Genomic DNA, 18,652 nt, shown 5'->3' on the forward strand with positions numbered 1-18,652 from the left:
TATTCACATCAGCAAGGAAAAAAGAGAAATAAAAAAAGTCCTCTTAAGAAGAAGACTTTGTCAGTGATTTTGTCTCTTCTTATCTTCCAAGCTGTTCGAGCTTGCTGGATTTAGCACCTTGGTCATGGCTGATCGCCATTACACCGGTTGCTGAAGCTTCGTCGGGCCAGTCCCTCTGCTTCTCTTGATAAGAACGGATATGAAATTTTCATGTCAGGAAGTGCCAAAAGATATCTGGCGTTTTTCCCTTTCTCCAAATTTACCGAAAATAAAGACAATAATCAATAGGAATCAGAAAATTTATCTGAAATTTATAAATTGAACGTCAATTGGTAGGTCTGCTCCCCGCACAGCTGAGATAATCTGCTGCAGGTCATCTTTGTTTTTTCCGGTGACACGCACTTGATCATCCTGCACCTGAGACTTTACTTTCAGTCCGGAGTTTTTGATGATCGTATTGATTTTTTTTGCGTTGTCCTTGTCAATGCCTTGAACAAGCTTTGCACGCTGGCGTACCGTTCCGCCTGACGCGTTTTCAACCTTGCCGTACTCAATGTTTTTTGTCGGTACGTTTCGTTTAATCAATTTGCTGACCAGCACATCTTTCAGCTGGCTTAATTTGAAGTCGTCATCAGAAACGAGGACCAGCTCCTCTTTATCTAAAGAAATGTCGCTTTTGCTGCCTTTAAAGTCGTATCGGGTACTGATTTCCTTCAGTGCGATTTGGATTGCGTTTTGCACTTCAGGCAATTCCACCTTGGATACAATATCAAATGAGCTTTCTTTTGCCATATGAAAACCTCCATAACATTTAACTTATGTGTTGATTATAGTAGAATAAAGAGAAACTTCCAACAGAACAAAGAATCAATTTGTGATGATTGGAAAAAATGTTAACAAAATCCGCAGAGGAATAAGCGGAACAGGAAGGACGATAGCATGAGACCAGGGCAGCAATTAACCTTGAGTATAGATCACCAAACAGACTTCGGTTACTTTTTAACCGATGGGGAAGATACGATTCTCTTACATAACAGTGAAATGACTGAGGATATCGAGGACAGAGACGAAGTAGAAGTCTTTATATACGTCGACCAGCAGGAAAGGCTTGCGGCCACGATGAAAATTCCGGTCATCAGCGCGGATGAATATGGCTGGGTTGAAGTGGTGGATAAAGTGGAAGATATGGGCGTTTTCGTTGATGTCGGTTTATCGAAGGACGCACTAGTCGCAACTGAGCATTTGCCGCCGTACGAAGATGTCTGGCCGCAAAAAGGGGACAAACTTTACTGTATGCTGAAGGTGACGAACCGGGGGCGCATGTTTGCGAAACCAGCGCCGGAAGATATCATCAGCGAACTGTTTACCGACGCTTCAGAAGATCTGATGAATAAAGAGCTGACAGGTACGGTGTACAGGCTGATCGCATCGGGTTCATTCGTGATCACGGATGACGGTATCCGCTGTTTTATTCACCCGTCAGAAAGAAAAGAGGAGCCAAGACTGGGTTCAAGAGTCACAGGCCGGGTGATTCAAGTGAAAGAAGACGGTTCAGTCAACTTGTCGCTGCTTCCGAGAAAACAGGATGCAATGTCAGTTGATGCTGAGTGCATTCTAACGTATATGAGAATGAGAAACGGTGCCATGCCGTACAGTGACAAAAGCCAGCCTGACGATATCAGAGAACGTTTTAATATGAGCAAAGCCGCCTTTAAACGCGCACTGGGCCATTTGATGAAAAACGGAAAAGTGTATCAGGAAAATGGATGGACATACGAGAAAAAATAGCATGAAAACGGCTCGCCTGCAGCAGACTGCGGAGCGAGCCGTTTTTTTATGTCTAGTTTAATTCATCAACCAGTGTTCTGATTGCCATTTCGCGATCCACATTGTCTGAAATCGCAATCGGCGTAATATCAATGGCGAGAATGATCAGAATCAGGGCACCTGCTGCAGCAACATAAGAAACATAATAGAAATAGTTAGCGGTATCAACAGTGTTGACAAGCTCGGCCTGAACTCTGGATGTATCATCCTTAGAAGCGGCGATTTCCTTTGCAGCTTCTACTTTTTCTTCAACGATTTGACCTGCTTTTTTCAGCAGTTCATCCACTTTCAATGCATCTTTGCTGTAAACAGCTTTCTTCAGGTTATCAAAAAAGTCAGCATCCTCTTTTTTAATATCAGCGACAACCTGATTGGCAAAAGCCTTTGCCTGTTTTGTGTTGAGTTTGTCTGTCATCGCTTTATTAAAGACCTCTGGAAGCTGTTTGCCAACTTCCCCTTGGGCAAACACAAAGCCTTTAAAAATTTCCTCACCTGAATACTCAAGCTGCTTTGCCTGTGCCACACTTTCTTGCTGCTTCACCAAAAACACAGTCGTCACCAATACAACCGACAAAAATACTAGAAACGCCTTCTTCAAACTGAAACCTCTCCCTTCTTGTGTTTTTTATTCCACAACAGTCTGCGAATATATGTAAATTGAATCGTGGAATCGATAGGAGTGAGATACAATATCAAAATGCCGGCCATGATAATCGAAAAACTGATGAGGCCCAGCATGACTGCAAAAATCTCATGCATAAAAACAGCGATGATCAAAATCAATCTCCAATGCTTCTTCGGCGCAAACAGCGCCGCGAAGATGACAATTTGAACCAGCAGCGTCCCCCATGTCGGAATCACCACGAACGGACTTGTTACAATTGGCTTCGTTAACGCCTGAAAAAAGCCGTTGAAGCCAATGGTTTTTTCCTGGGCGAAATAATAGACGGCCGTTCCGTCCACCCATTCCTGCTGAGACAGCTTAGCGACGGTAGAGTGAAAATAAAGCACCGCCACTTGGATTCTGATCACAAAATAAGAAATAAAAGCTGTTATTTTTCCAAGTGTTCTTTTGCCCTCTATAGGTCTCGTACTCCAATGCCATTTTCTCGGATCGGTCAGCGTGATGGGAAGCAGTAAAAAGGTCATGACGGCTGCTGCCTGCTCGCCTCCGTCGATGACGATCAGCGATGACTGCAGGCTGTAACTGACATACCAATGCAGAACCCCGGTGATTCTGGGGCGCCAGCCAATGACAACAAGCACCAGAATGACAATGCAGACCCACCTGAAAAGATTTAACATCATATAGTTATTTTCGCCGAGGCAAAAGAGACTGAGATTCATTTTACAAGCTGGATAGCTGCTGATCCCGCTGGCTGGCTTCATAATGAGGCTCGGGTGATTGATGAGCAGCGTCAGCAGGCTGGATAGCGCAATGATGCTTCGCGCGAGGCCGTATACATTTGTCCACGGGTTTCTTTCGTCCCATCTGGTGATGGTCTGTTTTATGTTTTCGAGCATGAGATCACAACCTTGACTATGCTTTTTACCTGATAAGACGAAGGGGTGTATTTAGAATAGCTCCAAGGAACAATATCCTCTTTCGTCAAATAGTAGCTGCCACAAAGCAGCGGGCGGGGAGCGGGTGTTTTTAATTGCACGGTTTTGGCTTTGCTTTTGCATGCGCCGAGGTCCTTTTCTTTACATGCTGTCCACTGTTCCTTGCCGACTTGGCTGTAGATCACGCCCATTTCAACGCCTTGTGACCGCCCATACCGATACAGGCCGAATAGGTTGTCAGCCCTCATATTGGGCCATCTGACCTTGGCGCTGGCATTTTCAGCCTCATATAAGCCGATTGCAGTATCACGCGGATTTTTGCTGAAAAAGCCCCAGCCCTGAGGGAGGATGCTGGACATGAGAAATTTGGAGTCCTTTGTCAGCGGAATTGGGGTTGTCCCTAAGCTGCCAATAATAGAAAACAGAAATAGCGAACCCCAAAGGATTGAAAAAATGACAAAAAATGATATCGATTTCTGCATTCGACTGCTCCTTTTAACCTGAAGAATCGTTTTTACACTTTTCATAATATAAAAACATTTATGTAATAAAAAGGTTAAAAAGTATGAGAAATTCCATTTTTGTTAAAAGAAAAAACAGGACATTTTACACTGCTATATGTGATTGATATATAGTGTTTTTTTCGATATATTTAAACCATGAAAACGAATCAAGTTAATGACCGCTGGATTGTTCAATTTCGAAAAGGGATTTTCGAGCTGGCCATCCTATCCCTTCTGCGTTCTAAACCGATGTACGGTTATGAGCTGACGTCATCCTTAAAAACCACCTCGGCGCTGGCTATTTCAGAGGGAGCGATTTATCCGATTTTGAAACGTATGACCGAGAAGGGATGGATCGAATTTTTTTGGGAAGATTCACTGGACGGCCCGAAAAGAAAGTATTACAAAATGACGCAAAAAGGAGAAGAAATGTTAAAAGAACGGCTGGAGAAATACCTGGAAACCCATCAAGCCTTACTGTCTTTATCGGGGGATTTGCTATGAATGGACAGCTTATCATTGACCGATACATGGAGGAACTAAATGCAGAGCTGGCGAATATGCCTGATGTAGAGAGAGAAAACGCTATCGACGAATTAAAGGGGCATATCACCGCTTTCGTTCAAGACAGAATCAAAGCCGGCCTTAGTGAAGAGGAACTGCAGGAAGCTGTTGAATCTGAATTTTCTCATCCGAAGGAGCTTGCCGAATTGATGATGGGTGATGGGGGAGAGACGAAAAGGAGGAGGTCTTTATTGGGCAAAAGCTGGATTTCGGTCCTTCTCATTGTCACGATTATCGCCCTGCCGCTGCTGCCGTCCGACTTCAGACATCTGCCGCTGGCTGTTTATTTAATGGTGCTCGCCGGATATGTATGGAAGCGGAAAAAATTGGTGATGTTTGCAGGTGTCAGAAAAAACAAAATGCGCTCTCAAAAGGAGATTGTCAAGATTTCGCGAGTCGGTGCGGTTTATCTGCTGTTTTTAGCAGTGGTGCTCCTTTTGAGCCCGTTCCTCAATGCGCTTGTCGTCCTGCTGCTGATTGCAGTAAGCTGCGCCGCTTTTTTTCTTTTTCTTAACATCAAGTAATCTTGTAGGAGGCTGTAAGATGGAAATCAGCATCAATTATCTATTAATTGTCATCGCGCTTTTATTCTTTGTGGTTGCCTATTTTGTCGGAATCAAAAAACAAACCTGGATGTTGGCTGGGTTTAACGAGGCGCGTATACGGGATAAAGATCGGCTGGCCAGAATAGCAGGCTACTTTTTCTTGAATTCCGGTTTGTTCATTTTGCTGAATAGTTTTATCTCATTTCAAGGTCAGGAGCAGCTCATACCTCCGCTTATACTGGCATATGGAGCAGGGGTTATTATTTATGTCAATAAAAAATTAGTAGAGTAGAAAAAGAAGGGCAGAGCGAAATATCTCTGCCCTTCTTTTTTGGGAAAATAAGAACGAAGCACCACATACAAGTTTTTGTATTTTTGATAGGATGAAGAAAAATGGTAGATTCCAAAATAGGAAGGATGTGGTGTTTTGCGCAACTTGACCAAGACATCTCTATTACTGGCCGGCTTATGCACAGCGGCCCAAATGGTTTTTGTAACACATGCCTCAGCTGAAGAAAGCATCGAATACGACCATACGTATCAAACCCCTTCATACATCATCGAAAAGTCACCGCAGAAGCCGGTACAAAACACAACCCAGAAAGAATCGCTATTTTCCTATCTTGACAAGCATCAAACGCAGTTTAAGCTCAAAGGGAATGCGAACAGCCATTTTCGCGTTTCGAAAACCATAAAGGATCCAAAGACAAAACAAACGTTTTTTAAATTAACGGAGGTTTACAAAGGAATTCCGATTTACGGCTTTGAACAAGCGGTCGCGATGAAGGAAAACAAACAAGTGAAAAGTTTCTTTGGAAAGGTGCATCCGCAAATCAAGGACGTCTCCGTCACACCGTCTATTTCTGAGAAAAAAGCAATACATACAGCAAGGCGTGAGCTCGAGGCTTCCATTGGAAAAATCGAATATCTTGATGGGGAACCAAAAGGCGAATTATATATCTATCCACACGACGGTGAATATGATCTCGCCTACCTTGTGAGACTCTCGACATCTGAACCTGAGCCTGGCTATTGGCATTATTTCATCGATGCCAAAAACGGAAAGGTCATCGAGTCCTTTAATGCCATTCATGAAGCGGCAGGTACAGGAATCGGCGTGTCAGGTGATGAAAAAAGCTTTGACGTCACAGAACAAAATGGGCGCTTTTATTTGGCTGACGAAACAAGGGGAAAAGGGATCAATACATTTGACGCGAAGAACCTGAACGAAACCTTGTTTACGCTTTTGTCTCAACTGATCGGGTATACGGGCAAAGAAATAGTCAGCGGCACGTCCGTATTTAATGAACCTGCGGCTGTAGACGCACACGCAAATGCGCAAGCCGTTTACGATTATTACAGCAAGACATTTGGCCGTGATTCTTTTGATCAAAACGGAGCAAGGATTACGTCTACCGTGCATGTCGGCAAACAATGGAACAATGCTGCGTGGAACGGTGTCCAGATGGTATACGGGGATGGAGACGGTTCGAAATTTAAGCCGCTGTCTGGATCGCTCGACATTGTCGCGCATGAAATCACACACGCAGTCACACAGTATTCCGCCGGTCTTTTATATCAAGGAGAACCCGGTGCATTAAATGAGTCCATTTCTGACATTATGGGCGCGATGGCTGACCGTGATGATTGGGAGATCGGCGAAGATGTCTATACTCCTGGTATTGCAGGAGATTCATTGCGGTCATTGGAGGACCCATCTAAGCAGGGAAATCCAGATCATTACTCGAACCGCTACACAGGAACAGAGGATTATGGCGGAGTCCATATCAATTCGTCCATTCACAATAAAGCAGCTTATCTTCTTGCAGAAGGAGGCGTGCACCACGGTGTACAGGTTGAAGGGATTGGGCGTGAAGCAAGTGAACAAATTTACTATCGGGCTTTAACATATTATGTAACGGCATCTACAGATTTCAGCATGATGAAGCAAGCGGCGATTGAAGCTGCCAATGATTTATACGGTGAAGGCTCGAAGCAATCAGCTTCAGTCGAAAAGGCGTATGAGGCTGTCGGCATTCTATGAGCAAACAAAAACAGTCAGGACACAGAGTCTGACTGTTTTTGTTTGCTCATTTTCTTAAAAAGAATATCGCCAATGTACCTGGACCGGCATGCGAGCCGATGGCTGAACTGATTGGATGCATAATGATTTCTTTCGGCTTGAACGCTTCCTCAATCAGGTGTTTCATATCCGTGGCTTTTTCTTTGTTCGCGGCGTAGCTAATCCCGACGGTTTGATTGCTCCAATCATCCCCGCGCTCTTTCATAAGCTCGATGATCCGTTTGAAAAGTTTCTTCTGTCCGCGAATTTTTTCCAGAGGCACAAGCTTGCCGTCCTCCATCTGAAGCAGCGGTTTAATATTCAACAGGCCGCCGACAAAAGCGGACGTTTTGGATATCCGGCCGCCCCTCGCGAGATATGTTAAATCATCAACGGTAAAAATGTGTTCAAGCTGGCTGCAAAAGTTCTTTACAGACGTTTCAATTTCTTGTATTGTATTCCCGTTGATACAGAGATCGGCAGCATGCCGGACAGCCAGACCGTATCCTAATGAAGCGCATTTGGAATCAATGACCCGCAAATCGAAATCGGGGAATTCCTCCTTCACTTCATTGGCGATCATTACAGCTGTCTGATACGTGCCGGAGAGACCTGAGGAAAAGGCAATGTAAAGAGCGGGATCACCTGTTTCGGCATATTGCAAAAACACATTTTTAATCGTTTGCGGTGAGGCTTGGGACGTCTTAGGCGTTTCTCCATTTTGCATCGCTTCAAATATTTGATCCGCATGAATTGTGACTGCATCTTCGAATTCTTTATCGCCGAGAGAAACCCTGAGCGGAATAAAGCCAATGCCTTTTTCTTCAAAATAAGAACGAGGCAAATCAGTGGCGCTGTCAGCGATGAGATGAACTGTCATATTGCTTCCCTTCTTTCCGTTATCGCTCGTTATCATGAGAGTTAAGCCAACTATATCATATTAATTTGCCAAAATCGTGTTCAAATATTTGTTTTAAGGGAAAACATAATAAAGAAGAAAGAGCGGAGGAACATGCCATGGTACTAGATCAAACAAAAAAATTACTCATCGTCATCATCGGCGCTTTACTCAATGCTGCCGGGCTGAACTTATTTTTGATACCTGCAGATGTATATGCCAGCGGATTTACAGGTGTTGCCCAGCTTTTATCAAGCGTCGTTGATCAATATGCCCCCTTTTACATATCGACGGGAACGCTCTTGTTCCTCTTAAACATTCCGGTCGGTATTTTAGGATGGCTGAAGGTCGGCAAATCGTTTACAGTGTACAGCATTTTAAGTGTCGCACTCACTACTCTGTTTATGGGGATCCTGCCGGAAACAAGCCTGTCACATGACATTTTGCTGAACGCGGTGTTCGGCGGCGTCATTTCCGCAGTCGGTATCGGCTTAACATTAAAATACGGAGCTTCGACAGGCGGGCTTGATATCGTCGCCATGGTACTTGCAAAGTGGAAGGATAAACCCGTCGGCACGTATTTCTTCATTCTGAACGGGATTATCATCTTGACGGCAGGATTATTGCAAGGTTGGGAGAAAGCATTATATACCCTGGTTACACTATATGTGACAACGAGGGTGATCGACGCCATTCACACTCGCCACATGAAGCTTACGGCAATGATTGTGACGAAAAAAGCGGACGAAATCAAGGAAGCCATTTACGGAAAAATGGTGCGCGGCATCACAACTGTTCCGGCAAAAGGAGCATTTACGAACGAACAGAAAGAAATGATGATTATCGTCATCACGAGGTATGAACTGTACGATTTAGAAAAGATCGTCAAAGAAGTTGATCCAAAAGCATTTACGAACATCGTTCAAACGACAGGGATTTTTGGTTTCTTTAGAAAAGACTGACGAAAGCAGGTGGAAGTCGTGAAACGGCTGCTTGTGATGCTCCTCCCCGTGCTGCTTTTGATAGGCTGCGGGAAAGATGAGCAGACAGAACCCGATAAGGAGGTATCAGGCGGAATGGAGAATCAAGAGGTTGTTTTATCTATTGACGCAATTCAGGAGCCTGAACAAATCAAGTTTAACATGTCGCTGAAGAACCAAAGCGAACGTGCTATTGAGTTTCAATTCAGCACAGGGCAAAAATTTGAACTTGTCGTGTATGATTCTGAGCACAAAGAAAGATACCGTTATTCGAAAGAAAAAATGTTTACGCAGGCTTTTCAAAACCTGACGCTTGAATCTGGAGAAACATATGATTTCTCTGATGTGTGGAAGGAAGTCCCTGAGCCCGGAACCTATGAGGTAAAGGTGACATTTAAGGGCAGGGCGGAAAATCTCAAGCAGGTTCAGGCTGTTCAGCAGTTTGAAGTCAAATAAGAGGCTATGGCGAGTCGCCATAGCCTTTTTTTATTGCAGTTTGTCCAGCTGATTTTGAAATTGATGCAACTGTTGACGTTCCGCATCTGTCGAATTGGCATACGCAGAAGATACAGCATTTTTGGCTCTCAGAATCGCTTGCTCCTGATCGCCTTCCTCAAAGCCGTTTGTCACCATGACCGCCTGTTGAACAAATGATTTTGCCTGCTGAAACAGTTCATTTCTCATTTAATATTCATACTGCCTTTCAGCCGAGTCTCGTGCCGCGGCATGCTGGTGAGCTTCTTCTAAAGTAGACCGATATGGAAATCTTGCGGCGTGTAGCCCGATGGAGTCTTTACCCTGCTGAATAAACCTTCTGGATTTGCTTCGTTTACCCATTTTGAGACTGCCCCCTTCCATACTTTGACGAGATGAGTCGTCTTCAATAGTATGGTGGGGTAAAGTAAGGTTTATGAGTGGGAAAAATTAATACGGACCTTCTTTAAAGTGAGAAATATTCTTTCAAAAACCTTGCCACGCCGTCCTCTTCATTTGTGGCCGTAGTTCGGTTGGCAATCTGCTTGACCGCGTCAATTCCATTTCCCATTGCAACGCCGCAGCCTGCAAATTCAAGCATTTCCAAATCGTTATCCTCATCTCCAAAAGCAATGATCCGCTCCCTCGGCACGCCGTAATAATCGCTGATTTTCTGCAGGCCGACCGCTTTATTCATGCCGCTTTTGATAATTTCAATGACATGCCAAGGAGCGGCCCATCTTCTATGGTCGATCACCTCGGCATGCACATCCGATAAATATGAGCGTATTGCCGGCACATCCTCTTCCTTTGCATGTATGAGTACGGACGTCACATCTTCACCGAGATTTTCCCGCAAGTCTCCGACCGTTACATTTGTTGTGTTCATGTTAAAGGCATCTATCAGGTGCTCATCATGGTAATGAAAGTATACGTCGTCAATCACTTCAGCAAGCACGTTATGTACGTTGTAGCTCTCGCTGATATCCACGAGCTGTTTGACAACATCAAGCGGCAGTGACGTATGATACCGTCCCCAGCTGTCGTCTTGCGGATGATGGACAAATGCTCCGTTAAAATTGACAATTGGCGTTGTCAGCTCCATCTGCTGGTAGTACATGGAACTTGAACGATACGGACGGCCTGTTGAGATGCAGACATAATGCCCGTCATCTTTTAGGCGCTGTATCGTATGAAGGGTGTTTTCAGATATGGTTTTATCATCCTTTAATAATGTTCCATCTAAATCTAATGCGATTAAATAGGGTTTTGTCTCCATGAAAAGCTCCTTTAACCTTAGATTTTGCTTGTTTTGCCTTACTTACAGTGTAGCTTTTTACCATCTTTATTGTCTACATGTTACACTTATGATTATGGTTATCCTAAGGAGGGGCACATTGTGATACAAATTGAGAATCAAACCGTTTCCGGTATTCCGTTTTTACATATTGTAAAGGAAGAGAACAGGCACCGCGCTGTTCCTCTCGTGATCTTTATACATGGTTTTACAAGCGCGAAGGAACACAACCTTCATATTGCTTATCTGCTTGCGGAGAAGGGTTTTAGAGCCGTTCTGCCGGAGGCTTTGCACCATGGGGAACGGGGAGAAGAAATGGCTGTTGAAGAGCTGGCGGGGCATTTTTGGGATATCGTCCTCAACGAGATTGAAGAGATCGGCGTACTTAAAAACCATTTTGAAAAAGAGGGCCTGATAGACGGCGGCCGCATCGGTCTCGCAGGCACGTCAATGGGCGGCATCACAACGCTTGGCGCTTTGACTGCATATGATTGGATAAAAGCCGGCGTCAGCCTGATGGGAAGCCCGAATTACGTGGAGCTGTTTCAGCAGCAGATTGACCATATTCAATCTCAGGGCATTGAAATCGATGTGCCGGAAGAGAAGGTACAGCAGCTGATGAAACGTCTCGAGTTGCGGGATCTCAGCCTTCAGCCGGAGAAACTGCAACAGCGCCCGCTTTTATTTTGGCACGGCGCAAAAGATAAAGTTGTGCCTTACGCGCCGACCCGGAAATTTTATGACACGATTAAATCCCATTACAGCGAGCAGCCGGAACGCCTGCAATTTATCGGAGATGAAAACGCTGACCATAAAGTCCCGCGGGCAGCTGTGTTAAAAACGATTGAATGGTTTGAAACGTACTTATAAAGCACTAAGTTATTAACAAGAGCTGAATTTACGTTATACTGTAGAAAAAAGGAGTGAGGGAACGTGGAAGAAGCATTAAAAGAAAACATCATGGGCGCCCTGGAACAGGTTGTCGATCCTGAGCTTGGCGTTGATATCGTGAACCTCGGCTTGGTATATGACGTTGATATGGATGAAGATGGCTTGACGCACATCACCATGACGCTAACATCAATGGGATGCCCTTTAGCGCCGATTATCGTGGATGAGGTGAAAAAAGCATTAGCGGACCTTCCTGAAGTGAAAGACACAGAGGTTCACATTGTATGGAATCCGCCTTGGACTAGGGATAAAATGTCCAGATACGCAAAAATTGCGCTTGGCATTCAATAAAACAAAAAAGGACAGCCTGACATGTGAGGCTGTCCTTTTTTACAGCTGAAAGGAGTGAAAGGAAATGATGTACCTGCTGGCAGTTTTATGCCCGCCGCTTGCTGTTTTGTTTTCGGGAAAACCGTTTCAGGCCTTGCTGAATCTCATATTGACCTGTATCTTTTGGCTGCCGGGCGCGATTCACGCCTGCTTTATCGTCGCCGACCGCCGTGCCGAAAAACGGGCAAGAAGATAATTTGGAAAAATGAGGACGCAGTCATGGTATAATGGTCATAAAAACAGCAGGGAGAGCACTATGAAAAAGAAATTGCTTGCATTCGCGCTTTGTACTGGCGCGTATGCGGCCCTGTTTGCGTACTCTGTGAACTCAGAGCAAAAAACAGCCACAAGCGAGATGACGGATGTCAGCCGCCTGATGCCTGTAAAAATAAAGCAGACAGTGAAAGGGCAGGAAGAGGAAATGCTCATTGACACAGTCAAAGAGGCAAATCGAAAAAACATAAAAATTTCAATCGCCGGGGCCCAGCACTCCATGGGCGGCCATACATATTATGAGGACGGCATCGTTCTCGACATGACGGGCTACAACAAAATCCTGTCACTCGATCAAGAGAAGAAAACCATCAGGGTGCAAAGCGGTGCAACGTGGAATGATATCCAGAAATACGTGAATCCATACGGACTCGCGGTAAAAGTCATGCAGTCACAAAACATTTTTACAATCGGCGGATCTCTCAGCGCAAATGCACACGGACGTGATATTCGCTACGGCTCGCTAATTGATACAGTCAAATCATTCCGGCTTTTAAAAGCTGACGGGATGATTATCACTGTCACTCCAAAAGATGATTTGTTTACGGCGGTCATCGGAGGGTACGGCCTTTTTGGCGTGATTCTTGATGTAACGCTTGAGCTGACAGATGATGAGCTGTATGTCATGAAGACAGAAAAAATGAATTACAGCACATACTCAGACTATTTTTCAAAGCATGTAAAAGGAAATCCAGATGTCCGAATGCATCTGGCGCGAATTTCAACAGCGAAAAAAGGATTTCTGAAAGACATGTATGTCACGAATTACGTATTGGCTAATCATCAGGATCAGCTGTCCTCATACAGCGAACTTAAAGAAGACGAGTATACGGGAGCCACAAAGTTTGCACTCGGCTTGTCAAGACGGTATGAATGGGGGAGGAATTGGCTGTGGGACACACAGCAATCCTATTTCCTGAGCCAGAACGGCACAGAGATTTCACGCAATAACGTCATGCGGTCCGAATCAAAGTTTCTTGAGTATGAAAACAATGACAACACAGATGTTTTGCAAGAATACTTTGTGCCCGTGAAGGAGTATGGGTCCTATATTGATGACCTGAGACAAACGCTGTCGGACGAAGATCTGAACCTGCTGAACATTACGATCCGCTACGTGCAGAAAAATGAAAAGGCCGACCTTTCCTATGCGAAGGACGATATGTTTTCGCTCGTACTATTAATAAACGAGGGCTTTTCAAAAGAAGACCAGGCAGATACCGCCCGAATCATCAGGCGCATGACAGACGTTGCCATCAAGCACGGCGGCAGCTATTATCTGCCTTATATGACCTACCAGACAAAAGCGCAAATGAGACAGGCATATCCGAAAAGTGAAGCGTTTTTTCAGAAAAAACGAACCTATGACCCGGATGAGCGCTTTATGAATTACTTTTATCAGAGGTATAAATAATGGGGAAAAACAAATTAAAATGGCTGACATTATCACAAAGCAGCGTGTTTTTCGCAAGCAGCTTAATCTTTCCGTTTTATATTCTGTTTGTGAAAAATATCGGCTCAAGCTACACACAGTTCGGTTTTTCCTACGGATTGTTCGGGTTGAGCGGAGCGCTTATTTACCCGCTCCTCGGACGGCTGTCTGAAAGGTTTGACAGCCGTTATTTTCTGCTTCTGAACTCGTGGGGGATGGCTGTTCTGCTTTTATATGTCCCGCATATCGGAAGCGTCGTTCAAGTGTATATCGTCCAAGTGCTGTTAGGGCTCTTTGGAGCGATGCAAAAGCATGGAGAAAAAGTGCTGATCGCTAATTTTACAGACAGTGGAGAGCGTGGAAAGAAGATCGGGAATTACCATTTTTGGACAGCTGTCTTTTCAGCAGCAGCCATTATGCTCGGGGGCTTTCTCGCTGACTTTTTCACAGTGCAAATGATTTTTTATGCAAGCTCTATTCTATATTTTTTGAGTGGATTGATGATGATGAAAACAGGCTGACGCGGTCAGCCTGTTTTTTTATGCGGCTGAAATGCGGCACCGCATCAACGTTTTTGTGCTGGAGTCGTGCTGATTTTTTTTGAGCGGAATTCCCATTGAACAGAAAATTTATAAATGAATAAAAATATTAAATATACGATTGAATTAATTTTTATTCATGTTATAATGTTAAATAATTTCACAAAGACCAAGAGGGTGAACTTGTTTTGAAAATAGGAATTGTAGGTGCTACAGGATATGGAGGCACCGAACTTGTCAGGATTCTTTCGCATCATCCTCATGCAGAGGAATGCATACTTTATTCATCCAGCGGAGAAGGGAATGTCTATAGCGAGGGTTATCCTCATCTTACCGGCTTAGCGGATCAGCAGCTGAAGCCGATTGATATGAATACGATCAAACACGAAATAGATATCATGTTTCTCGCTGCGCCGCCCGGAGTATCAAGTGAATTGACTCCAAAGCTGGCAGACGCGGGAATTACGGTTATTGATCTGTCAGGTGATCTGAGGATAAAAGAACCGGCTGAATATGAAAAATGGTATAAACGGACAGCGGCACCGAAGGCGGTGATTCAAGAGGCGGTATACGGTCTGGCAGAACTGAATCAACTGCAAATTCAACAGGCGAAACTCATTGCCAATCCAGGCTGTTTTCCAACAGCTGTTTTGCTTGGCCTCGCGCCATTGGCTCAAAAGAAACTGCTCGATGAATCTTTCGTTATCGTTGACGCGAAGACCGGTGTTTCCGGAGCGGGAAGAAAAGCATCCATGGGAACTCATTTTTCTGAGCTGAACGACAATTTTAAAATTTATAAAGTCAATGAACATCAGCACACGCCGGAAATTGAGCAGGCGCTGAATGAATGGCAGCCAGGTCTCGGGCCCATTACATTTTCGGCTCACTTGGTTCCGATGACAAGGGGCATCATGGCGACGATGTATACCAGATTAACCTGTGACCTAACCGCAGATGACCTGCATGATTTATATTCGGAATTTTACCAAGATTCATATTTTGTGAGAGTGAGGCCAAAAGGTCAGTACCCGCAAACGAAAGAAGTGTACGGCAGCAATTTCTGTGATATCGCCGTGACCCTCGATGAGAGAACGAACAGAGTCACGATCGTCTCGGTAATCGATAATTTAATGAAGGGTGCCGCCGGTCAGGCAGTGCAAAACTTTAATTTGATGAATGGCTGGAATGAAGAAACTGGACTCACCATCACGCCAATTTATCCATAGAACGGGAGAGAATCGAACCATGATTCAGTTAAGTGAAGATCAAATTGTAAAAGTAACAGGTGATGTATCCTCGCCAAAAGGGTTTCAGGCAAAGGGTGTGCATTGCGGACTGCGCTACTCGAAAAAAGACCTCGGCGTCATTATCAGCGAGACACCGGCCGTGAGTGCAGCAGTTTATACCCAAAGCCACTTTCAGGCTGCTCCGATCAAAGTGACACAAGACAGCTTAAAGCACGGACCGACACTGAAAGCCGTCATCGTCAACAGCGCCATTGCCAACGCCTGCACGGGAGAACAGGGCTTAAAGGACGCATACACAATGCGGGAGAGCTTTGCTTCACAGCTTGGCATTGAGCCGGAGCTTGTCGCTGTTTCATCAACGGGTGTCATCGGCGAGCATTTAGACATGGAAAAAATCCACGCGGGGATCGAACTGCTGAAAGAAACACCTGCGGGATCAGGCGATTTTGAGGAAGCGATTTTAACAACTGATACGGTGATCAAGCAGACGTGCTATGAACTGGCAATCGGCGGCAAAACAGTCACGATCGGCGGAGCGGCCAAAGGCTCTGGGATGATACACCCGAACATGGCCACGATGCTGGGATTTGTGACAACTGACGCGGCAATCGAAGAAAAAGCGCTGCAAAAGGCGCTTCGGGAAATCACTGACGTTTCATTTAACCAAATCACAGTTGACGGAGAAACATCCACGAACGACATGGTATTAGTTATGGCGAATGGCTGCGCCGAAAACGAGTGCCTGACAGAAGACCATCCAGACTGGCCGGTCTTTAAAAAAGCGCTCTTGCTCACTTGTGAGGATCTAGCTAAAGAGATTGCCAGAGACGGAGAAGGCGCGACAAAACTAATTGAAGCCCAAGTACAGGGAGCGAAAAACAATCTTGATGCAAACGTCATTGCCAAAAAGATTGTCGGCTCAAATCTTGTAAAAACGGCAGTATACGGAACAGATGCCAACTGGGGGCGGATCATCGGAGCCATCGGACACTCCGCAGCACAGGTGACGGCAGAAGAAGTAGAGGTTTATCTTGGCGGCCAATGCCTGTTTAAGAATAACGAACCTCAGCCATTCTCTGAATCTATCGCCAAGGAATACCTTGAAGGAGATGAAATCACCATTGTCATCAAGATGGCTGAAGGGGACGGAAACGGGAGAGCGTGGGGCTGTGACCTGACCTATGACTATATCAAAATTAACGCGAGCTATCGCACGTAATAAAGGGGAGCGAAATGAAGAAAACAATCGTTTTTAAATGCGGGGGAAGCGTCATCCGTGAGCTGTCGGAGGAATTTTATCAAAATCTGAAAGAGCTGAGGGCGTCAGGCTGGAAGCTGGCAATCGTACATGGCGGGGGACCGGAAATCACAAATATGCTGAAACGGTTAAATATCAAGACAGAGTTTTCGGGCGGACAGAGGAAAACAACGAAGCCGGTGCTGGAAGTGGCGGAAATGGTTTTATCCGGTTCTGTCAATAAATTTTTCGTTGCTGAGCTTGCCAAACACGGACTGCGAGCCGCGGGCATTTCTGGTAAGGATGGCGGTCTTTTGGAGGCTGATTATCTAGATCCGGAAACATACGGAGAAGTGGGAGAAATCAAAAAAGTCGATGCGTCCATGGTGAACGCGCTGATGGAAAATGGCATCATCCCCGTTATTGCGCCGCTGTCTATGACAAGCGACTGCAAAACGCTGAATGTAAATGCTGATCTGGCTGCTTCAGCAGTCGCCGGAGCGCTTGAAGCCGATAAGCTGATGTTCGTCACGGATGTCGATGGAATCATGAAGGAAAAGCAGCGTCTGGACGTCCTGACCCCTAAGGAGATTCAGATGCTGATCAAGCAGGAAGTGATCACAGGAGGGATGATCCCGAAGGTCAATTCAGCCTTGTCAGCTTTATCAGATCAGGTGTCTGAAGTCATGATCGTAAACGGTAAAGGATCATTCTTCGCAGAACAAACCTTTCAAGGGACAAAAATTGTCAAAGCAAAGGAGGCTGTTTCATGAGCAGCTTGTTTCAAACCTACGGCCGTTGGGATATTGACATCAAAAAAGCAAAGGGAACGTACGTTGAGGATCAAAACGGCAAAACGTACCTTGATTTCATTCAGGGGATTGCGGTATCAAATCTAGGACACTGCCATGAAGCGGTGACAGAGGCAGTCAAAAAACAGCTTGACAGCGTATGGCACGTATCCAACCTGTTTCAAAACAGTCTCCAAGAGCAAGCGGCGCAGAAGCTGGCAGCGCATAGTGCGGGAGATCTTGTCTTTTTCTGCAACAGCGGCGCGGAGGCGAATGAAGGTGCGATAAAGCTTGCCAGAAAAGCAACTGGAAAAACAAAAATCATCACTTTTCTTCAGTCGTTCCATGGCCGCACGTATGCAGGGATGGCTGCGACCGGACAGGATAAAATCAAAACAGGCTTCGGCCCGATGCTTGGAGGCTTTCACTACCTGCCATACAATGATCCTTCTGCTTTTAAAGCTCTTGGGGAGGAAGGCGATATTGCCGCGGTGATGCTTGAAACAGTGCAGGGAGAAGGAGGAGTCAATCCGGCGAGTGCTGAATTTTTATCAGCCGTACAGTCGTTTTGCAAGGAAAAGCAAGCCCTTCTCATTATTGATGAAATCCAGACCGGCATCGGACGGACGGGAAAAGGCTTCGCATATGAGCACTTCGGACTCTCACCGGATATCATCACAGTCGCCAAAGGATTGGGAAACGGCTTTCCGGTCGGCGCTGTCATCGGAAAGAAACAGCTTGGAGAAGCGTTTACCCCTGGTTCTCACGGAACGACTTTCGGAGGAAACATGCTGGCGATGGCTGCTGTGAATGCCACATTGCAAATTGTATTCCAGCCTGACTTTTTGCAAGAGGCTGCTGACAAAGGGGCGTTTTTAAAAGAACAGCTTGAGGCAGAGCTAAAGAGCCCTTTTGTTAAACAAATCCGAGGTAAAGGATTAATGCTTGGAATTGAGTGTGATGGCCCGGTTGCTGACATTATTGCTGAATTGCAGACATTAGGCTTGCTTGTATTGCCGGCCGGCCCGAACGTGATTCGGCTGCTGCCGCCGCTCACCGTGACTAAGGATGAAATAGCAGAAGCCGTCAGCAAGCTGAAACAGGCAATCGCTCATCATTCCGCTGTAAACCAGTGATTT

The 18,652-nt window shown here is 45.3% G+C and carries 23 protein-coding genes, 1 pseudogene and 1 riboswitch; of the genes and pseudogenes, 16 read left to right on the top strand and 8 right to left on the bottom strand.

Going from position 1 to position 18,652, the window contains the following annotated elements; translation table 11 throughout:
* Positions 1-76 precede the first annotated feature (76 nt).
* Positions 77-194, bottom strand: a riboswitch (SAM riboswitch).
* 106 nt (positions 195-300) lie between these two features.
* Positions 301-792, bottom strand: a complete 492-nt coding sequence (locus QF06_RS04445) for a YajQ family cyclic di-GMP-binding protein (protein WP_015715659.1) — start codon at positions 790-792, stop codon at positions 301-303.
* A 98-nt stretch (positions 793-890) separates the two neighbouring features.
* On the opposite strand from QF06_RS04445, the pseudogene QF06_RS04450 reads away from it, so the two are divergent.
* Positions 891-1,788: pseudogene (locus tag QF06_RS04450) on the top strand (CvfB family protein).
* 52 nt (positions 1,789-1,840) lie between these two features.
* Here the strand turns inward: QF06_RS04450 and QF06_RS04455 are convergent.
* The 3 genes from QF06_RS04455 to QF06_RS04465 are packed head-to-tail and all read right to left on the bottom strand — an operon-like array spanning position 1,841 to position 3,872.
* A complete protein-coding gene (locus QF06_RS04455; protein ID WP_003244950.1) occupies positions 1,841-2,425 on the bottom strand; it encodes a sporulation delaying protein family toxin in 585 nt (194 codons plus the stop codon).
* The gene (locus QF06_RS04460) at positions 2,422-3,351 is read right to left on the bottom strand and encodes a sporulation-delaying protein SdpB family protein (protein WP_032730460.1); all 930 of its coding nucleotides are present in this window, start codon (positions 3,349-3,351) and stop codon (positions 2,422-2,424) included. The genes QF06_RS04455 and QF06_RS04460 overlap by 4 nt, the downstream gene beginning before the upstream one ends.
* The gene (locus tag QF06_RS04465) at positions 3,336-3,872 is read right to left on the bottom strand and encodes an SdpA family antimicrobial peptide system protein (protein ID WP_003245405.1); all 537 of its coding nucleotides are present in this window, start codon (positions 3,870-3,872) and stop codon (positions 3,336-3,338) included. The genes QF06_RS04460 and QF06_RS04465 overlap by 16 nt, the downstream gene beginning before the upstream one ends.
* A gap of 177 nt (positions 3,873-4,049) precedes the next feature.
* Between QF06_RS04465 and QF06_RS04470 the strand changes: the two genes are divergently transcribed.
* From QF06_RS04470 to nprB, 4 genes are all read left to right on the top strand, one after another.
* Positions 4,050-4,397 carry a PadR family transcriptional regulator gene (locus QF06_RS04470; RefSeq protein ID WP_003245674.1) on the top strand — a complete coding sequence of 116 codons (348 nt, stop codon included), beginning with the start codon at positions 4,050-4,052 and terminating at the stop codon, positions 4,395-4,397.
* Positions 4,394-4,981 (top strand): HAAS signaling domain-containing protein, encoded by a 588-nt coding sequence (locus tag QF06_RS04475; protein WP_003244996.1) that lies wholly within the window; start codon positions 4,394-4,396, stop codon positions 4,979-4,981. Before QF06_RS04470 ends, QF06_RS04475 begins: the two co-directional genes overlap by 4 nt.
* A gap of 19 nt (positions 4,982-5,000) precedes the next feature.
* Complete coding sequence (locus QF06_RS04480; protein WP_003233021.1) at positions 5,001-5,294, top strand: DUF3784 domain-containing protein; 294 nt, start codon at positions 5,001-5,003, stop codon at positions 5,292-5,294.
* A 135-nt stretch (positions 5,295-5,429) separates the two neighbouring features.
* Positions 5,430-7,046 carry a neutral protease NprB gene (nprB, locus tag QF06_RS04485; RefSeq protein WP_009966979.1) on the top strand — a complete coding sequence of 539 codons (1,617 nt, stop codon included), beginning with the start codon at positions 5,430-5,432 and terminating at the stop codon, positions 7,044-7,046.
* A 46-nt stretch (positions 7,047-7,092) separates the two neighbouring features.
* Here the strand turns inward: nprB and QF06_RS04490 are convergent, their stop codons facing one another.
* The gene (locus QF06_RS04490; RefSeq protein WP_003245785.1) at positions 7,093-7,944 is read right to left on the bottom strand and encodes a DegV family protein; all 852 of its coding nucleotides are present in this window, start codon (positions 7,942-7,944) and stop codon (positions 7,093-7,095) included.
* Positions 7,945-8,081: 137 nt separating this feature from the next.
* Here QF06_RS04490 and QF06_RS04495 point away from each other — a divergent pair, with 137 nt between their 5' ends.
* Together QF06_RS04495 and QF06_RS04500 are read left to right on the top strand one after the other, a co-directional pair.
* Positions 8,082-8,924, top strand: a complete 843-nt coding sequence (locus QF06_RS04495; RefSeq protein WP_003245017.1) for a YitT family protein — start codon at positions 8,082-8,084, stop codon at positions 8,922-8,924.
* Between the two features lie 18 nt (positions 8,925-8,942).
* Positions 8,943-9,398 (top strand): BsuPI-related putative proteinase inhibitor, encoded by a 456-nt coding sequence (locus QF06_RS04500; RefSeq protein WP_003244660.1) that lies wholly within the window; start codon positions 8,943-8,945, stop codon positions 9,396-9,398.
* A 30-nt stretch (positions 9,399-9,428) separates the two neighbouring features.
* Here QF06_RS04500 and QF06_RS04505 read toward each other — a convergent pair whose 3' ends face one another.
* From QF06_RS04505 to yitU, 3 genes are all read right to left on the bottom strand, one after another.
* A complete protein-coding gene (locus tag QF06_RS04505; RefSeq protein ID WP_003245613.1) occupies positions 9,429-9,626 on the bottom strand; it encodes a DUF3813 domain-containing protein in 198 nt (65 codons plus the stop codon).
* Positions 9,627-9,779, bottom strand: coding sequence for a hypothetical protein (locus QF06_RS22005; protein ID WP_003245103.1), 153 nt, complete (start codon positions 9,777-9,779; stop codon positions 9,627-9,629). It lies immediately after the preceding gene.
* Positions 9,780-9,882: 103 nt separating this feature from the next.
* Entirely contained in the window at positions 9,883-10,695 is an 813-nt protein-coding gene (gene yitU, locus QF06_RS04510) for a 5-amino-6-(5-phospho-D-ribitylamino)uracil phosphatase YitU (protein ID WP_003233007.1), read from the bottom strand.
* 120 nt (positions 10,696-10,815) lie between these two features.
* Here yitU and QF06_RS04515 point away from each other — a divergent pair, with 120 nt between their 5' ends.
* The 9 genes from QF06_RS04515 to QF06_RS04550 all read left to right on the top strand — a co-directional run bounded on the left by QF06_RS04515 (position 10,816) and on the right by QF06_RS04550 (position 18,649).
* On the top strand, positions 10,816-11,583 hold the full coding sequence (locus QF06_RS04515) for a prolyl oligopeptidase family serine peptidase (protein ID WP_003233006.1): 768 nt from the start codon (positions 10,816-10,818) through the stop codon (positions 11,581-11,583).
* A 63-nt stretch (positions 11,584-11,646) separates the two neighbouring features.
* Positions 11,647-11,955, top strand: a complete 309-nt coding sequence (locus tag QF06_RS04520) for a metal-sulfur cluster assembly factor (protein WP_003232998.1) — start codon at positions 11,647-11,649, stop codon at positions 11,953-11,955.
* A 64-nt stretch (positions 11,956-12,019) separates the two neighbouring features.
* Entirely contained in the window at positions 12,020-12,190 is a 171-nt protein-coding gene (locus QF06_RS20975; RefSeq protein ID WP_003232996.1) for a YqaE/Pmp3 family membrane protein, read from the top strand.
* Positions 12,191-12,250: 60 nt separating this feature from the next.
* Positions 12,251-13,681, top strand: a complete 1,431-nt coding sequence (locus QF06_RS04525; protein WP_003232994.1) for an FAD-binding oxidoreductase — start codon at positions 12,251-12,253, stop codon at positions 13,679-13,681.
* A gap of 44 nt (positions 13,682-13,725) precedes the next feature.
* Positions 13,726-14,220, top strand: coding sequence for an MFS transporter (locus tag QF06_RS04530; RefSeq protein WP_010886476.1), 495 nt, complete (start codon positions 13,726-13,728; stop codon positions 14,218-14,220).
* Between the two features lie 206 nt (positions 14,221-14,426).
* Positions 14,427-15,464, top strand: coding sequence for an N-acetyl-gamma-glutamyl-phosphate reductase (argC, locus tag QF06_RS04535; RefSeq protein WP_003245768.1), 1,038 nt, complete (start codon positions 14,427-14,429; stop codon positions 15,462-15,464).
* Between the two features lie 19 nt (positions 15,465-15,483).
* A complete protein-coding gene (gene argJ / locus QF06_RS04540; RefSeq protein ID WP_003232989.1) occupies positions 15,484-16,704 on the top strand; it encodes a bifunctional ornithine acetyltransferase/N-acetylglutamate synthase in 1,221 nt (406 codons plus the stop codon).
* 14 nt (positions 16,705-16,718) lie between these two features.
* A complete protein-coding gene (gene argB / locus QF06_RS04545; protein WP_003232987.1) occupies positions 16,719-17,495 on the top strand; it encodes an acetylglutamate kinase in 777 nt (258 codons plus the stop codon).
* On the top strand, positions 17,492-18,649 hold the full coding sequence (locus tag QF06_RS04550; RefSeq protein WP_003232985.1) for an acetylornithine transaminase: 1,158 nt from the start codon (positions 17,492-17,494) through the stop codon (positions 18,647-18,649). Before argB ends, QF06_RS04550 begins: the two co-directional genes overlap by 4 nt.
* Positions 18,650-18,652: the final 3 nt, after the last annotated feature.

The organism is Bacillus sp. YP1 (assembly GCF_000877815.1).
Classification (GTDB): Bacteria; Bacillota; Bacilli; order Bacillales; family Bacillaceae; genus Bacillus; species Bacillus subtilis.

Coding starts and splice junctions, on each gene's coding strand:
- QF06_RS04445 (WP_015715659.1), bottom strand. CDS start 792: ATGGCAAAAGAAAGCTCATTTGATATTGTATCCAAGGTGGAATTGCCT.
- QF06_RS04460 (WP_032730460.1), bottom strand. CDS start 3,351: ATGCTCGAAAACATAAAACAGACCATCACCAGATGGGACGAAAGAAAC.
- QF06_RS04465 (WP_003245405.1), bottom strand. CDS start 3,872: ATGCAGAAATCGATATCATTTTTTGTCATTTTTTCAATCCTTTGGGGT.
- QF06_RS04470 (WP_003245674.1), top strand. CDS start 4,050: ATGAAAACGAATCAAGTTAATGACCGCTGGATTGTTCAATTTCGAAAA.
- QF06_RS04475 (WP_003244996.1), top strand. CDS start 4,394: ATGAATGGACAGCTTATCATTGACCGATACATGGAGGAACTAAATGCA.
- QF06_RS04480 (WP_003233021.1), top strand. CDS start 5,001: ATGGAAATCAGCATCAATTATCTATTAATTGTCATCGCGCTTTTATTC.
- QF06_RS04490 (WP_003245785.1), bottom strand. CDS start 7,944: ATGACAGTTCATCTCATCGCTGACAGCGCCACTGATTTGCCTCGTTCT.
- QF06_RS04495 (WP_003245017.1), top strand. CDS start 8,082: ATGGTACTAGATCAAACAAAAAAATTACTCATCGTCATCATCGGCGCT.
- QF06_RS04505 (WP_003245613.1), bottom strand. CDS start 9,626: ATGAGAAATGAACTGTTTCAGCAGGCAAAATCATTTGTTCAACAGGCG.
- QF06_RS22005 (WP_003245103.1), bottom strand. CDS start 9,779: ATGGGTAAACGAAGCAAATCCAGAAGGTTTATTCAGCAGGGTAAAGAC.
- yitU (WP_003233007.1), bottom strand. CDS start 10,695: ATGGAGACAAAACCCTATTTAATCGCATTAGATTTAGATGGAACATTA.
- QF06_RS20975 (WP_003232996.1), top strand. CDS start 12,020: ATGATGTACCTGCTGGCAGTTTTATGCCCGCCGCTTGCTGTTTTGTTT.
- QF06_RS04525 (WP_003232994.1), top strand. CDS start 12,251: ATGAAAAAGAAATTGCTTGCATTCGCGCTTTGTACTGGCGCGTATGCG.
- argJ (WP_003232989.1), top strand. CDS start 15,484: ATGATTCAGTTAAGTGAAGATCAAATTGTAAAAGTAACAGGTGATGTA.
- argB (WP_003232987.1), top strand. CDS start 16,719: ATGAAGAAAACAATCGTTTTTAAATGCGGGGGAAGCGTCATCCGTGAG.
- QF06_RS04550 (WP_003232985.1), top strand. CDS start 17,492: ATGAGCAGCTTGTTTCAAACCTACGGCCGTTGGGATATTGACATCAAA.